General features: G+C 50.0%; 7 protein-coding genes and 1 riboswitch. Of the genes, 2 read left to right on the top strand and 5 right to left on the bottom strand.

The genetic code is table 11. From position 1 onward, the window contains the following. Nucleotides 1-1,438: 1,438 nt before the first annotated feature. A complete protein-coding gene (locus H567_RS0116710) occupies nt 1,439-2,434 on the bottom strand; it encodes a tyrosine-type recombinase/integrase (RefSeq protein ID WP_028322269.1) in 996 nt (331 codons plus the stop codon). An 871-nt stretch (nt 2,435-3,305) separates the two neighbouring features. On the opposite strand from H567_RS0116710, the gene H567_RS29905 reads away from it, so the two are divergent. Further along, nucleotides 3,306-5,984 (top strand): PKD domain-containing protein, encoded by a 2,679-nt coding sequence (locus tag H567_RS29905; RefSeq protein ID WP_028322268.1) that lies wholly within the window; start codon nt 3,306-3,308, stop codon nt 5,982-5,984. 199 nt (nt 5,985-6,183) lie between these two features. Here H567_RS29905 and H567_RS0116700 read toward each other — a convergent pair whose 3' ends face one another. After that, the gene (locus H567_RS0116700; protein WP_028322267.1) at nt 6,184-6,606 is read right to left on the bottom strand and encodes a PilZ domain-containing protein; all 423 of its coding nucleotides are present in this window, start codon (nt 6,604-6,606) and stop codon (nt 6,184-6,186) included. A gap of 404 nt (nt 6,607-7,010) precedes the next feature. Beyond that, nucleotides 7,011-7,068, top strand: a riboswitch (cyclic di-GMP riboswitch). A 220-nt stretch (nt 7,069-7,288) separates the two neighbouring features. Between H567_RS0116700 and H567_RS27410 the strand changes: the two genes are divergently transcribed. Further along, complete coding sequence (locus H567_RS27410; RefSeq protein ID WP_051185055.1) at nt 7,289-10,219, top strand: S8 family serine peptidase; 2,931 nt, start codon at nt 7,289-7,291, stop codon at nt 10,217-10,219. A 137-nt stretch (nt 10,220-10,356) separates the two neighbouring features. Here H567_RS27410 and H567_RS0116690 read toward each other — a convergent pair whose 3' ends face one another. The 3 genes from H567_RS0116690 to H567_RS25570 all read right to left on the bottom strand — a co-directional run bounded on the left by H567_RS0116690 (nt 10,357) and on the right by H567_RS25570 (nt 16,031). Then, a complete protein-coding gene (locus H567_RS0116690; protein ID WP_028322266.1) occupies nt 10,357-11,751 on the bottom strand; it encodes a hypothetical protein in 1,395 nt (464 codons plus the stop codon). 399 nt (nt 11,752-12,150) lie between these two features. Then, nucleotides 12,151-14,052 carry an asparagine synthetase B family protein gene (locus H567_RS27980; protein WP_084517461.1) on the bottom strand — a complete coding sequence of 634 codons (1,902 nt, stop codon included), beginning with the start codon at nt 14,050-14,052 and terminating at the stop codon, nt 12,151-12,153. Nucleotides 14,053-14,225: 173 nt separating this feature from the next. Further along, nucleotides 14,226-16,031, bottom strand: coding sequence for a hypothetical protein (locus H567_RS25570; RefSeq protein WP_051185054.1), 1,806 nt, complete (start codon nt 16,029-16,031; stop codon nt 14,226-14,228). Between the last annotated feature and the right edge of the window lie 144 nt (nt 16,032-16,175).

Genomic DNA, 16,175 nt, shown 5'->3' with positions numbered 1-16,175 from the left:
GTTTTTCACGCTGCCACTGGCGCTTCCGGGCACGCTGGCATTCCTTCCGGGCGCAGTAGCGTTGGGTCTTGATGCGCGGATTGCGCTCGAAAACAGATCCGCAATGGAGGCATCGAATAGTCTCGTTCATGGTCGTCCTCCCCGTGGATGACAACCATAACACTTGTGAGCCTAATCTTTCGAGATTACACAAAAAGACGAAATAAAGAAGAGAAAGAAGCAGATCCAGGAAGAAAAGACAGGTTTTACATACAGGAAAGAAGGAAGAACCTGCAATGCCGGTTTTTCAGCCGCTCATTTTGGCCAGTTTTCTACCGGCTATGTCTGTCCATTTTTTGACCGGCGTTAATAAACATAGCGTTCCTCACTTGTAATTATGTCCAGGGAGCTCTATCTATAGATTTCTGCTGCGCGAATCCGGTGAATTTAACGGGAGCAGACCGGATAGCTTCGAAGCTGCATCGAATTTCCAATCGGGGCCAGCCGATCGGCGCGAATGCTGAGGGACTCTCGTCCTTCAGAACGGGATCGGCTGTTTGCCTAGGATGGAAAATGTCTTTCAGCCTGGTGCGTTTTTGAGCGAACCCTAGCGAACAGGAGGAGATAGGGCGAATTGCCGGGCCGGGATTCCACCGGTTGCCGCCGTGGCCCGTGCAACAGGCTGATGAAAAACGCCTATCGAAATGGCTACGCTTATCCCGTGTAAGGCCAGCACCCGATAAGGGTTCATGATTACACGGAATTTCGCAAGCCTTGCATCCAGCCGTTTTTAACAGCCTGCTCACAAGGGATTTTTTAGTATACAACTAGAGAACGCGCGAAAGAAGTCTCCGGACGCAAAGGCAGCCGAGGGAGAAACACCTTATCCATCCTCGTAGCAGAATCCTCCGTGAGAGGTAGACTTCGCTTTTGAAAAAGCGGGGGATTACGCACTCCAGAACACGATGTGAAAACAGCGGTTCTCTATATCGGAGCTAAGGTGAGGTTCAAAAAGTTCAGAATGATGAGCTTTCCTCATGATAGCGGTATGTCTAGAAGTTGGGTATGGGAGTGGAATATCGATTACTGAGCCAGATCATATATCCGTTTTTACAGAATATGTCAAAGAAATTATTAGAACAGCTGCGCGCAATCAGAAGCGCTCTGCATCATCAAGAACCCATTCGGAAATGACATCCCGGCGGACCCCCGCTTCCCATCCGGAAAGGAGGATTTTTCGTCACACGCTGCACGCGCGTGGTCCCGCCCCTGCTGGGCGGTTCCCGGTTTGTATACACCCTCCGCTTGCTTAGTCCCACCCCTTTGGAGTAAGGCCCGGCTTGAGCCATATTAGAAAACCAAGCGTTTGTGCTGAAGCGGCCTGTTGGTCAGCGCACCAGCAAACGTGCAGATGGACGCCGAGATGGTCCCGAAAGACCATTCCCGGATGGAAACGAACCTAGAAAGCGGGCAGGTCCTGATAGCGAAAGTGAGATGAAAATTTCCCTTGGATTTCAGGGAGATCGAGGAGACTGTCACCCTGGACTGCTGCTGCAGCTTCGGTGTATTTGCGGACACTTGCGCTGGTCGAAAGGCCTAGCCAGATAGCCATGGCGCCCGGAGAGACGCCTGTCTTGAGAAGATGGACGGCTGTCGTGCGTCTGATCATCTCAGGGGAAACCGCTCTGCACGTGAGGGAGGTCATCCGCGTGGCGGCTGCCGTCACTGCCTTGCGCAAACGGTCCTCGACACCGGAGCGAGTCAATATTTGGCCCTTCCGGTTCGGGAACAAAGGGGCGTCGCTCCCTATGCGCGCTGTTCCCAACCATTCGAGAATATGATGCCGAGTCATCGACCAAAGTGGAATCCTTCTTTCCTTCAGTCCCCCTCCGTGCAACCGGATGCTTCCAGAGCCGTTCAAGTAGACGTCGGATCGCCGCAGCAAAACGATCTCCGATACCCGGGCACCGCAGTTGTAAAGAGTTGCAAGCATCGCGCGATCTCTTGCTCCCGACCAAGTGGATGGATTGGGGGCCTGTATGATCGCCAGAACTTCTTCGTGGGATAGGCAGCTCATTTCGGGTTTTTTCAGGCGCTTTACTGGAATTGTCTGCAGGTCTTTCAGGATGAGACGGGCCTTGGGGTCATGGGCAGCGGCGAATGCCATGAACGAGCGCAGAGCCGCCAGGCGGATGTTGATCGTTTTCGGGACATTGCCGCGAACCGTCTCGAGATATTTCAGGAATTCAATGACAACAGAGGCGCTCAGATCGGCCGGGGTCAGATCGGATGCGTCCTTGGAATAGCGCGCTTCCATGAATTCCAGAAATATCCTGAGGGTATCGCGGTATGCAACAAGGGTTTTGGGACGTAAGCCTGATTGATCGGCAAGGTCTGAATAGAGAAATTTCTGCAATATTTTATTAAAACTTAATCCTCCATGCAAGCTTTTCATGATATTTCCCCACTAAGCAATGGTTTTTAGAATTATTGAATACCTGTCTTAAATGAGATTTCATCAGGAAATGGTTTTCTGGTGCAACCCCGTTTCCAATCCGGAAATGAGGAGCTTTTGCGAATATCCAGGAAATCAGGTGGTTGAGCTGAGATGACCTGTTGGTCGCCGCACAAGCAAACGTACAGATTGATGTCGAGATTGGCGAAAAAGCATTTTCGGATGGAAACGAATGAACTGTCAGCATTCAGCAGGTCCATCCGGGAATCGATTTTGACTGACCGGCTCAACCCAGGTTGGAATCCCCTTTATGGACGACCTGATGGAGCTGCAGACTGTTCGAGTAGGATAAATGATTTCCGTGTTGGAATCGTTCGAGAAGTTAAGGGCGATATATGATAGGAGTTATGTCGGAAAGTTTTGGCCGAATTCCTTCTTTCAATCATGCACTCAGCATAATCAAGTTGCTTTTTCGGAAAACGTTGAAGATTTACGGACTCAGCATAATTACCATTAATATTTTTACATAATTTGTCAGACGAAGAAAAAAAATCATGATGTAATATTAGTGATTGACAAATGTCTTATAATATGAAAAGAATCATGCCAAAGAGATATTGCTTAATGTAGAATACATGTATGGCATTATGTCATGTTTTATTATCAAAGTTACTGAAATTTGATTTGTATGTAACTGTAAATATATGAAAGTTTTGTTGTGTTAATGTAATTTTTTTTATATTGCGTTGCATATTTGATTTAAGAATGCCTTTGGTAGAATGATTATGTCTAGCAGGAAATGTTTTTTCGATTTCATTGCGTTCCCGACCGGGGCTTCTTTCCTGATGGGCGTTCCTTTTGGAGGTGATTGATGATGGTACTTCAGAGAGAAACGAGGAAAAGCAGTGATCTTCTGCACCGCTGGGCCATTTCTGCGTGTGTGCTCCTGTTACTGAGCGTCTGCCTTCCGACGTCTTTGACCGCGGCACAGGAAAATGAAATCGTTGCCAGGTGCCGGGTGGCGGCATCGTTGGATGATGCCGTCGAATCACTCGATAGCGGCTTTGTCGCCACAAACAAGAAATACACCTACGCGGGGAAAAACTATCTGCTTGCCTATCGATTTGACGAGGTTCAAATTCCCAGGAACGCGATCATCGAATCCGCCCAATTGTTTCAATATGCCTCCGGGTATGAGACGCGTTCGATCACGCTCCGGTATACGGGCGATGCGTCTGATGACTCGATGCCGTTTGACACCGCGCCTCATGGCCTCAGTGGTCGGAAACGCACGAGCGCAGCAGTGATCGATACGCCGGGGGCTTGGAACCATTATGATTTCAGCGCGAGTCCCGAACTGTCTGATATCGTGCAGGAGATTATTTCCCGCCCGGGGTGGGTCCAGGGAGGCGCTCTTTCCCTTATCGTCGAGGACCACGGTAGTGAAGGTATTCGCAAGGTGGACCATATCGATTACGTCACGGCCCATGCGGCTGAACTCGTCGTTCACTATCTTTACGATCCTTCCGACCCTTCGAACGACACCGTGCCCCCCGATGTGAGCATCCTCACGCCTCCTGCCGATACGAAAAGATCGGAACCCTGGATCGATCTCGAAGGTACGGCCTGGGACAACATCCTCGTGACAAAGGTCGAATGTGAGACCCGCTCCGGATACAAGGCGGCCGCAACCGGTACAGGTGAATGGTCCATCCTGGACGTGCCCTTGGTCGAAGGCGCAAACTCGATTACGGTACGGGCTTGGGACGGGTCCGGCAATTGCGGGACCGCTTCGCGCCACATCACGTATATCCCTCCGGACGGCCTTCTACAGGAGGCTTTTCTTTCTGTGACGGCCGGAGAGAACGATGCCTTCGAAAAGACTTACAACGGGGCCGTTGTGTCAAGTAACAGCGTAATTTTAATCGGAAAGGATCAGACGGCCGGCTTCCGGTTTCTGAATTGTCCGATTCCTCCCAACGCGGCGGTAGAAAAGGCCCACCTTCTGATGGCCTGCGCATCCGGTGTGGAGAACGACGTAAGTCTCAAATACGTCGCCGAGCGTTCAGCCTATTCCGAGGCCTTCGGCTGGAGGTCGTTAGATCTCAGTTCAAGGCTTTACACCAGCGAATCGGTGCTGGACCGCAGCCCCGTCTGGCAATCGGGCGTGTACAACGCAAGCCCGAACCTGAGGCAGTTGCTGCAGAGCGTGATCGAATTGCCGGGATGGCAGGAGGGCAATCCCATCAGCATTCTTGTGTATGACAACGGAAGTTCCTCCTACCGCAGCCTGCGAGCTTTTGAAGGGGATCCATCAGAGGCGGCTGCACTGTACGTTCAATACCACCTTCCGGGGGAGGATTCGGTGACAGCTGTTGCGGAGCCACAGGCGGTGGTGCCAGGGGAAAATGTCCATTTTCGGGCTGTTTCCTTTTATTCCGATCCCGTTGTTTCCTTTGCATGGGATTTCGGAGACGGAAGTACGTCAGCGGAATCTGAACCCGTGCACCGGTACGAAATGGAAGGCGCGTATACCGTACACGTAGAGGTTCTTTTCGCGGATGGCGCACTTTCCTCGGATACCGTCGATATCGTCGTGATGCAGGAGCCCGCCTATGAAGGATTTGCTGAGGGGTTCGGCGCTGCAACGACCGGTGGGTGGGGACATGAGGAATTCACGGCCAGCAGTCCATCGGAATTGGAGGCCATCCTCAGTGCCACCTGTTCAGCGGGTGGAAATGCATCCATCCGGCTTTCGGGTGATTGGAGCTATCATTCAGATATCCACCTGGACCAGTTGCAGAATGTTACCCTTGATGGATTGGGGTCTGGAGTCGTTTTCTCGGATATGACACTTTACGTCATTGGTTCTGAAAATATCATTCTTAGAGGATTGCGGGTCAGAAAATCCAGTTTCCCTTTTGATTGTGTCCAGATTAATTCATGCTGTAATATGATCATAGATCATTGTTCTATCGCTGATTCAGGCGACGGCAATCTGGACATTACCGGTTATAGCTACGGTGCAAGCAAGGATATAACTGTTTCGTGGTGTATTCTCGCAAATACGTGGAAACAAAGCCTCGTTAAATATAACGGGACAACCAATATCACTCTGCATCACAATTTGTTCTACAATAGCGGTGCAAGACTTCCCTCATTGAATGAAGGTGTTTTCGATTTGCGTAATAATGTTATGTACCAATGGGGAAGCTACGGAACACTACTGGCCATGGGTGCACGAGCCAACATCGTTAATAACGTTTACCGGCTCGCTCCGAACAGTACAAGGGGGCATGCCGCAATCTGGTATTTCGATGCGGCTTCGGCTGCCTGGATTGACGGAAATATCCTGCCTCCTCAGGAGTTGGACCTCTCCCGACTGTCGGCGCCCCTGGACGTACCTCCAGTTACCACTCAAACAGCAGAGGCGGCGTTTTCAGCTGTGTTGGATCAGGCTGGAGCCCTGCCGCTCGATCCGTATGATAAGGAGATCGTGATCAATATCCGAAGCGGCGTCTTCCCGCCGCTTCCCCATTTCCTCGATTGAGGTTGTATGGGGATTTGCAACAGTCGGGGAGGGTAGACTCTGAAAGAGGCATCCTGAACGGAAAATTGCATGCATGCAGGCCTTTGAAAAACGGCCACGTGAAAGGCTTGCAAAATCACTTGGAATAATAACCTCTTATGGATGCAACGCAGGGGGGCGGGTTGGGGATAACGCAGCGGATGTTTTTTTCCGCGGCTTGTTAAGCCAATTCCGGCCCGGTATTCTCCGGGGCAACTCTCAGGGCGCATGTTTCGATGAGGGTCTTGATGGCGGCCTGGCGGTCCGCTGAAAGGCGACCAAACTGAATGCCCATACGTCGCGTTTCCACCAGCCCGAATGAATGATCTTCTCTGGGGCAGCGCCGATCGTAGATTATTCTGCACGGAGTGTCTCGAACGACGAAATGACCGCCTATCATAAAGATGTCGACAAGATCAAAGAGGGTATCTATCGGTTGGCGCTCATTCAGAACGACGTACTGAACAGTCATGCCACCTGTACTGATATCCTTGATCAGGCCAAGTATTTTGCCAGCGTGTGTGAAAGAATAGACATCTTTGTCGAGTAAAAAGCGCTGGAATGCTCTTTTCTCTACAAATTGAATTTTATCATTTTCTTTCATCGCCTCCACCAATTCCTTTATTATATAATAATTTATCTGTAAAACATGCAGTACATATCCATATTGCATAGAGTGTAGTATTGCTTAAATAAGTTTGTATGCTATTAAAACTCTTTCTGATTATTTTAGTACGCGTTAATATGAGTTGGCGCATATTTCTATTATTATGAAAAAATTGCCAATAGACTTCATCCTTGACCGGATAATTTCACCTAGATCGGTATGAATAGATGGTTAATGGCATTTTATTGCTTGACGGGCTTTGCTCTCTATTTTATATTCCCGGCTGTCGCCGGAAGATCTGTAGAGCATCACATTCGTTGGTTCCGCCCGGGCAACGCTTCGGGAATGTTCGCAACGTCAAGACAGGAGGGGAACGCGATGTGAGAAAGCGATGAAGGGCCGTTCGAAAAAGGCAAACCATTCCGATAAGGATGGGACGCAAAGCCACCGGCCGCAGAACAGCGCTTCTGGGTGATCATGGGTCGGCGGTTGAGATGCGGGGCGCCTCTCTTGGGGATGCAGTCCGGGCAGTCAGCCGCTTGTGCCACTCCATCGTTCGCATCGGGAAGCGGTTCCGGTAGCGGGGTTGCTCGGACGAAATGCTTTGGTAGGACATCCTGTGGTCTATTCCATCATTTCGTCTGTATTCTGGGAATAAACCATCAGGAGGTGCAGAGGTATGTCTTACCGCAGCAAAGGCGAACATGTTTTTTGGCTGATCCTTTCTCTTGTCACCGTTCTTTTATGGCCCGGACTGCATCTGTTCAGTTCGTCCGCCGCTGCTCAAGGATTCGATGAGTTCATCGTATCCCTTCAGCCCGACCACAACGCCAAGAATCTGGATCCCCGAGCGCTCGCCGAAGGGGCTGGCGGCCGACTCAAAGCGGTTATGCCCAATAGGCCGCATTTACTCCTCATCCAAAGGCATCCCGGCATCCTTCAGGAACGGTTTCTCCAGGCCTTGAACCGATTTTCCGGTTTCATTCGTGTCGAACCGAACGCTCCGGTCTCTATCCCGGACCCGGCGCCGGATGCGATCCTGGATGGCGGCTCGATGGGCGGCGGAGCTTTTGCGGCCGCGATCCCGAACGATCCCTATCTTACCTGGGGGTATACCGATATCGAAGCGGATCAAGTGGCTTACTGGAGAGGGGAGGGGCCTGTGGTGGCGGTCATCGACACGGGCGTCGATTACAGGCATCCGGAACTGGCAGGGAGAGTGATCCCCGGCTATGATTTCCATAACGGGGATGCCGATCCTATGGATGACCACGGCCATGGGACACATGTCAGTGGTATTATCGCCGCTGCGGCGGACAACGGAGAGGGAAGCGCTGGAGTCATCGACAGCGTGAGGATTCTCGCCTACAAGGCTCTCGGGAGTGATGGTTCGGGTTCCACCTGGAACGTGATTCAGGCCATCTATGATGCCGCCGACCGGCCCGAGGTGCGCGTCATCAACTTGAGCCTCGGCACGTACATGGGGACCGTGATTTTTCACGATGCGGTCGATTATGCCGTTGACAAGGGGAAACTCCTGGTGGCGGCAGCAGGCAACAGCAACAGCACCGAAGCGAATTTCCCCGCTTTCTGGTCGCTTTATTCGGATGGGGTGATGGCTGTTGCAGCGAACGATCAGCGGGATTGCAGGGCTAGCTTTTCCAATTACGGCGAATATGTGACGATCTCCGCGCCGGGGGTGAGCATCTTTTCCACGTTGCCGGGGGGAGGCTATGGATCCTGGAGCGGGACCTCCATGGCGACGCCTTTTGTGGCGGCGGCTGCAGCCCGGCTTTTTGCCCAAAATCCGAACCTTACATATGGCGAGGCGGCGGAGATCCTCGAGGCGTTTTCGGATCGACTCCAGTTCGATGGTTCCTGCTGGCCCACCCTTCACCGCAATTTTGGAAATTTGAATCTCTTCCAAGCGCTTGCGGTGTGTCCGGGTGATCCCTCGGACAAGACCCCGCCCATGGTCGAGATCCTCTCTCCAACCTCCGAACCGAGTTGTCGCAGCGCAGAAAGCCCGGTGACGATCGCAGGCAGGGCGTCCGACGATTCAGGCATCGCCTATGTCACCTGGCAGAATGACCGGGGAGGCTCAGGGCCGGCAGAGGGTGGAGCGAACTGGTCCATCCCGGCCATGCAGCTTCAGGAGGGCGAAAACCAGATAACGGTCACTGCGTGGGACACCGCAAACAATCAGGGGAAAGCGATCATCCTGATTGTCTATGAACCCGATCCCTCCGTTTTGCGGACCATCGAAGTGCAGGTGGCGGATCGGTATATGGATTCACTCGAAAAGACCTATAACGGGATGACTTTGCCGACATTCGGAAGGCAATATGTTGGTGCGGGTTATATCAACGCTTTTCATTTCGATCGGCTTCCGATCCCCTTAGGCGCAAGCATCGTTTCGGCCAAATTGAAAATGTATTGCTGGGGATATGGGGATCGCAGCGTGGACCTCCTCTACCAGGGGGAGGCCGCGGATGACGCCTCTGCCTTTTCGGCGGTTTCCAGGGACTTGAGCGGCCGGCCGAAGACCTTGGCTTCGATCGCCGACCGGCCGGGTGTGTGGGTCAACGGGGCATACAATGAGAGCCCGGATCTGCAGAGTGTTGTACAGGAGATCGTTCAGCGGCCGGGCTGGCGAGAGGGTTCGGGGATGAATCTTTTCATCTCCGATCGGGGCAGTAACGCCTACAGGCGGGTTGCCGCATTCGAGCAGGACCCCGCGCAAGGGGCGCTTCTGACAGTGACGTACCGAATGACTGCTCTGCCTGAAGACGATGTGCCGCCGCAGATTCACATCACGGATCCGGTTATGCTCGGACCTCTGGTGACCCACCTGCTGCAGATCGATGTTTCCGGGACGGCCTGGGATAACGTGGGCGTCACCCGCGTGCACTGGTCGACGGACAAGGGGGTCTCGGGCCTAGCCGATGGGACGACGCACTGGCGCATCGACGCCATTCCTCTTCAGGAGGGTTTGAACACCATTGTGGTATGTGCCGATGACGCTGCAGGAAATGAAACCCCAAGGCTGATCGAGGTGTTTTCGGAGCCGGTGCCCGAGGGAGAACCTCAGACGATCCAGGTAGAGATCGGGACGGGTTCGGACGATGCCGGGGAAAAAACCTATAACGGCGCTGTCTCGACAATCGGGAAAACGATGTATATAGGCCAGGGGTGGATCAACGGCTTCCGGTTTGCATCGGTTCCCCTGCCGCCCGGGGCGGTGATCCGGGAGGCGTTTCTGCAGATTCCCTGCCGTCTTTATGGGACCAACCCCATCAGGATCAGGTACACCGGTGAGATGAGCGCACACTCCGACCCGTTCACGAGCGCTCCGCACGGCCTGAGTGCAAGGCCGAAGACGATGGCGGAGGTTCTCCATGAGCCGGGCGCTTGGGAGCAGAACGCATACAACGGGAGCGCAAACCTTTGCGCGATTGTCCAGGAGATCGTGAACGCACCAGACTGGCGGAGCGGCAATGCATTGGCCCTTTTTGCAGAGGATGCCGGGAGCGACCGCTGCCGAATGATTCCTTGCTTTGAGCTGGACCCGTCTCTGCCGATTATTCTCAGCATAACGTTTGTCCCATGAGTGAAGAGAGCCACCCTCCCCTCCCGCACCGCCTTCAGGACTGCGCGGTGCGGGAGGGGGATAAGCGGCTCTCCGTTCCGCTGCTCGTTACGCAACCGGCAGTCCGGTCGAGAGGCTGCCGGTTGTCTGTCCATGGCCTAGGGAAGGGCCAGCGTTTTGTCGGTGAAGATGCAGTAACCGCCGATGTTGCCGGTCTTCAGGTCGATGGGATAAATGATCCCCAGCAGGAATTCATCTCCGGACACGTATCCGGCGGCGTTGAGGGCTGCCACGACGCTGTTCTGCGTGTCGAAGCGGTCGAGGCTGACGAAAGTCAGGTTCGCCTGCAGTTGATCGGAGGCCGTGTTCCCGCTGGTGACACCCCCTGCGACCAGGGGTGCGTTCGGGGTGAAGATCGCGAGTCTCTCCACGGTTTCTTCACTGAAATTGACACCCTTGACCTGCAGTGTTCCATCCGATTTCAAGATGAAATCCGTGATGCACGCGCATTCGATGCCCGGCCGCACATAGCAGGTTTCGGTGGATTGGTTCAGGGAAATGCGCAGGGTGGAGACCTCCAGGAACGACAGTCCAAACCACTGGGTGACGTGTGGTGGCTGGCTTTTCCCGCGCAGGCCGATCGTTCCGTTCGGAACGTACACGAAACAGAGGCAGAAGTGGCCGTCGCCGGCATAGTAGAAGGCCGCCGGTTCGCCATACACGCCGACAGGATTCTTGTTTGCGCCTCCGTATGATCCGTCCGCACCTTCGACATACAGAATGACGTCGGTCGCCATGGTTGGATTGACATTGCCGTATTCCGAGAAGGTAACGAACTCCTTCACTCTCACTTCCGTGTTGTTTTCAAAAAAGACGTTGTATTCCCCGGACGGATAAAAAATGATGCGCCTGAAGGTGTAGACACCAGACTGGAGATAGACCTTGCCCTTGAAGCCGACGAACAAGTCGCGATAGGCTCCAGGAGGGACGACCTGACTGCCGCCGGATGGAATCACGACGTCCACGAGCCCAGGAACAATGGCACCTGGAAAAGCGGGAAAGGCTGGCAGATCCTTGAAGCCGGTGTCGTTCAACGAGTTGTTTCCCATGTCAATTTCGAGCAGGTCCGGACCGATCCTGCCTGCCGTTGCAACATCTAAATAGGAACCTGTTGCGGCATCGTAAATGATGTGACTCACTGCCGCGAAGTTCCCCAGACGGATATTGGGTGCAATCACTGCCACATCGGCCACGGTTGGAGCCCCGACAGGGATGCGGCATCGGGCCTTGCCTCCGATCTCGGCGAAATAGCGGCTGCCAAGATCCGTCCTTCTGCCTGCGCCCGTATAGGCATTTACGTCCGCTGCGCCCCTGATGATCAGTTGATCGTCCACCAGGATCATGAAATCTTCCAGCTTATACTCAGCCGCCTGAGAGATGGAGGGTATAAACCCGAGGAGGACGGCTAGCGTCAAGAGGGCGAGCAGACCCCGAAAGACATTTTGCCGGGTCCCCTTCAAGAAGTCCGTCGATCTTGCTTGATTTACCTTCATGATTTTCCTCCCTGATATAGAATAAATAGGGTTGAACAAAAATGCTCATGAATAAAAAAACCAAAAGTTTAATGAGTTCACCTCCTTTCAAGCAGGTGCAATTTATAAGCGGGCCCTATTAGAAAGAAGCAGGGCCTTCCCTTTTACGAGGAATCCCTGTGGGGATGCCGTAAACGGTTCAAAAAAGATTAGTGGTATTGGTTTGACAAGGGCTAAAAAGATAATTGTGGATTAATGGGAATTGGATAGTATGCGGAACAAAAATTTAATAGTACATTTTCAGATCGACATTAATAAACAATTATCAAAAATGTATATATATTATAGTAGAACAAATTTATACAAACTATAAGTAGTATATAAATGCAACAATATGCTAATATAAATAAGTTTTGAATTTTAAAAAAAAATACGGTGCCAGATTTCAAGGGTAACCAAAGAGTTTATCAGCGTGCTTGAACAGGAATAAAATGACGATCGGCCGGAAAAATACATTTCCAGTATATTTCTGATATTTTTTTTATCAAAATAATTGCGGTTCAGGGTTTTATTGTCATAAAGAATGTCGCAGATAAAATCTTTCAGCTGAGATATATACCACTGGTCCTTGGGTATTGAAAAACCTTTCTTCCGCCTGTTGAGTATTTCATCGGGAACCATGCCAGAAAATGCCTTCTTCATTAGATATTTTGTTTCTAAATTATTAATTCGATATTTAATAGGAATTGTTTGATAAAATATCAACAAATACTTATCGAGATATGGGAAAGAAGGGGTGATGGCGTTTGACGAACAAGCTCCTGCAGTCTTTGGTATGAGATCGTCATGTAAGTAAAAATAAATGTCATAAAAAAGATATTGTTCTATTGCGGAGCGATCCCTGACTTTTTCCATCTTAAAAATAATATTGCGATATGGATTGAACGCATTGTGTATAGAAAAAAATTCTTCTGTATATAAATGCCGCTTTAATAGCAAACTTATAATGTTATTGCTGTAAAATTTTTCTTCAAAAGGAATCGACGTTGAATAGATTTTTCTTTTTATTTTATCCAAGTAATTATCATTTGAGGTGGAAATCGGCATTTTTTCAAATATTTTTTTAACGCCAATTTTTCTTGTAAATTTTTTTAATAGATTATCGTTATGCATTGCCAGTTGGAAATTTTTATGTTGATCACTTCCAAGCATCAACTGATCAGGTCCATCTCCAGTCAATACAATATCGGAATAATCGGCCGCTGTTTTTGCGGCAAAATACGATGGGAAGACAGAGGAATCTTTAAACGGGGAGTCAAAATGATAAGTCATTTTTTCGAAAAGGGGCTGGATATCTTCAGGCTGTATGGTTTTTGAAATCCAGTCCATTGCGTATTCTTTTGCAATGAGACCTGCATAAGGAATTTCATTGAAAGACGGCTCTGTAAATCCCATCGTAATCGCCTTGAATGCGACATTGAATCTCGTGCTCAGGAGCGAACATATACCGCTGGAATCGACACCGCCACTTAAGTAAGCGCATATTCGGTTATTATATTTTGTTCTTTTTTTAAGTGAATTCGTCAATAGAGAGCAAAATCTACTTATATAATGATTTTCAGAATGAATATCCTCCGTTTTAAAGGTGAATAACCAGTAATTGTGCTTCCGAATTTGATTTTGTTGTACTTTGATAGTTGTGCCTGGTTCAATTTGCATTATATTTTTGAACATTGTTTCAGGATGCGGTACATAGCCAAATGTAGGAAAATCATTGATACCTGCATAGCTTATTTCTGGCACAAATAAGCGGGATACAATGATCGATTTTATTTCAGATGAAAAAATGAAATGATTTTTACTGCTATAATAATATGTTGATTTTAATCCAAGCATATCTGTTGTCAACAAAAGTGATTTGTTTTGTGAATCCCAAATTAAACTTCGAAATTCTCCGTCTAAATACTGCGCATACTGTGCGCCATGTTTGATGTATAATGCTTTAAGTATATTGTGATAGGCATAATCGTTTTGGACAATATCGTTGAAGCCAAGCTGCTCTTTTAAATCATCGATGTTGAAGATTTTTCCATCCAGGTGTGGAAGGATAGAGTGGCTTTCAAGTTCACGTTTGGAGTTGGCTGTATCAGGGGGTTCTTGTCTATGTGGAAAAAAAGCAATGGCGATGTCCTTTGTGACATAGGTGAATGGCTTTTGGTCCGGATGATTCCGTAATGGTTTTGTCATGCCATCTAGAATGAATTTTTTTGCCGGTATGGACAAATCGTATTGTGCATCCGTAAATCCACATAAAAAGCTCATATTCTTGCCTTTTGATAGCTATTTGGTGTGTTTCTGGTGAGTTCAGTAAGTGAAATGTTTATTGGGTATCGATATATTAATCGCATTATGTGTGACATGTCGCTTTTTTGGATTTTCGGGTTGCAGATGATTTCACCTACGCATTTGCGAACTTTTCTGTAAGAGGGTTGCATTTATTGACTTGCGAAGGCGGTTTGACTGTGCTCTCTAATGGGATAAAGCAATGGCTGCAATGCTTTATGTGGAGAGGAAGAGTATTCGGCGGAGGTATCGAATACCTTTGCGTCCTCTTCCATGTGTCGCGTCATAGCGTCGATGATGCAGCAGCGTAATGCTAGGTCGAAATAATCCACTCTCTCTCGTAGGTTGAGTGTTTTTTGTATGGCTTTTACCACGCGTGGATGCAAGAAGGGACGGAGTTTACGAGTCAGAGGGAATTTCTGGGTGATTGGTTTTGAGCCATTGTTATGCAAATGCCAAATTGCAGCTTCAATCAGAACGGGCGGGAATATTCCCCGACAATGCGTCGAATGGAGGAGATCGTGCATGAATTCCAATACGTCCTTCCGTTTTAGATAGCTTCGTCCGAGATCTATAGCTGGGTATTTTGCGAACGGGACATTTGGAGAACATGACGTGACAGCGGCCCGAAAGAGTGTTTTCTCGGTCCGAAGGTTATCCGGCAGGCGTCTGACAAAGTGTATGATCTCGCGTGATATGAGAGGAGTCATGATCTCGACGTAGGGCTGCTTCAATTCGTTCAGAGCGGAAAGCCAAACTGGGAAGAGATAGTCCGTATACAACCGGTCACGCCACATCTCCAAGGTTTCAGATGCCCTTCGATTCAAACTGCTTGGCCATTTCTGGGTATACGAATCTGTTAGCCCCATATTTTTTAAATCATCATAGTCACTCAGCATGGTTGCCAGGCAGAATTTTCTGAAGTCCAGTTCAGAATACAGGGTGCGGCTTCCAAAGCACTCATCACCTCTGATGATACCTTTTACGTTTCTTGAGGATAGCTGTCGCCAGAGTTCGAAACCATCCAAGTATGGCTCGAACTGGTCGATTCTGCCTTCTCCAGCTGTGAGGAATCGTTCGAATACGGTACTGAAGCCTTCTTCAGAGATTTCGGTGTCAAAATAGGTATGGTTTACATTTAACACCTTGCAAAGATTTGTGGCCACCGCAGCATCGGTCCACCGGTGTTGTTGGGCATTGGATTTACCCCAGGTCACACAGCGAAGATTTTTGTAGTTACGGTGGAACTGGAGCAGAAGCATGCGGCTGTCATAACCCCCTGACAGAGGAAGGACCCAGTCTTGCGGATCGATTTTTATCCGGTCAAGGGCGTTTTCGATAATATTTTGTAATTCCTGAAGAAGCATCGATTGTGGACGATTTTGTGGCGAAAATGTGGTTTCTCCCGATGTCAGGTTCGTGCGCCAGGATAACCTGTCTAGATACAGGCGGCTGTTGAGTGGGAGCGCTTTGATGCGACGGTCCCATGATATTCCTGGGCCGATAGTGCCGGAAGATAGCATCCAGGCATGTGCTTCTTCGTTGGGCTCGAAGGAGCCGAGGAAGTGTACAATGGCCCTCTGCGAAGTAGAGGCGATGAAAAGGGAGGGTGTCTTGGTATACCAGATTGCGCGTGAACCCATCAGGTCCGTTGCCAATTCGACGGCCTCGTGCGAGGAGCGAAACAAAGCCATCGAACCGTCTGGGATGTCCTTTCCGGGTCTGCCCCACTCATGATCAGCTTCGAACAGGTAACCCATGGCAACACTGCCGTCCTGGATTTGTATCAGATTATTCGGGTTGAAAATTGCGATATGCACGCCGGCCTGATGGATGATTTTCAGGGAGGAGGGTGTAAAATTGTCGGGCATTAATCGTTTTGCCAATATAGCCGCTTCTTCGGAGAACGACGTTCTTTCCAGACCGTGGCGTCGGCACAGTAAAATCAGTTTTGCCATTGTCGAATCCTCTCTAGAACCATCCTGAAATGATGTCCCTGTAGAGCCCAGTTTCCAATCCGGAAATGAGGATTTTTGTTCACACGCTGCGCCTGCTCAGGTGCACCGTTTCGCGGCTGGTCCCGGTTGTGGCAATATCAAGGG

The sequence above is a fragment of the Desulfatiglans anilini DSM 4660 genome, from assembly GCF_000422285.1.
GTDB lineage: Bacteria > Desulfobacterota > DSM-4660 > Desulfatiglandales > Desulfatiglandaceae > Desulfatiglans > Desulfatiglans anilini.
Note: the sequence above shows the minus strand (reverse complement) of the source record. Positions and strands in the feature narration are given on the sequence as shown.

What these genes read in the sequence shown, in the direction of transcription:
- H567_RS0116710 (WP_028322269.1), bottom strand. Translation starts at nt 2,434, where the DNA reads ATGAAAAGCTTGCATGGAGGATTAAGTTTTAATAAAATATTGCAGAAA.
- H567_RS29905 (WP_028322268.1), top strand. Translation starts at nt 3,306, where the DNA reads ATGATGGTACTTCAGAGAGAAACGAGGAAAAGCAGTGATCTTCTGCAC.
- H567_RS0116700 (WP_028322267.1), bottom strand. Translation starts at nt 6,606, where the DNA reads ATGAAAGAAAATGATAAAATTCAATTTGTAGAGAAAAGAGCATTCCAG.
- H567_RS27410 (WP_051185055.1), top strand. Translation starts at nt 7,289, where the DNA reads ATGTCTTACCGCAGCAAAGGCGAACATGTTTTTTGGCTGATCCTTTCT.
- H567_RS0116690 (WP_028322266.1), bottom strand. Translation starts at nt 11,751, where the DNA reads ATGAAGGTAAATCAAGCAAGATCGACGGACTTCTTGAAGGGGACCCGG.
- H567_RS27980 (WP_084517461.1), bottom strand. Translation starts at nt 14,052, where the DNA reads ATGAGCTTTTTATGTGGATTTACGGATGCACAATACGATTTGTCCATA.
- H567_RS25570 (WP_051185054.1), bottom strand. Translation starts at nt 16,031, where the DNA reads ATGGCAAAACTGATTTTACTGTGCCGACGCCACGGTCTGGAAAGAACG.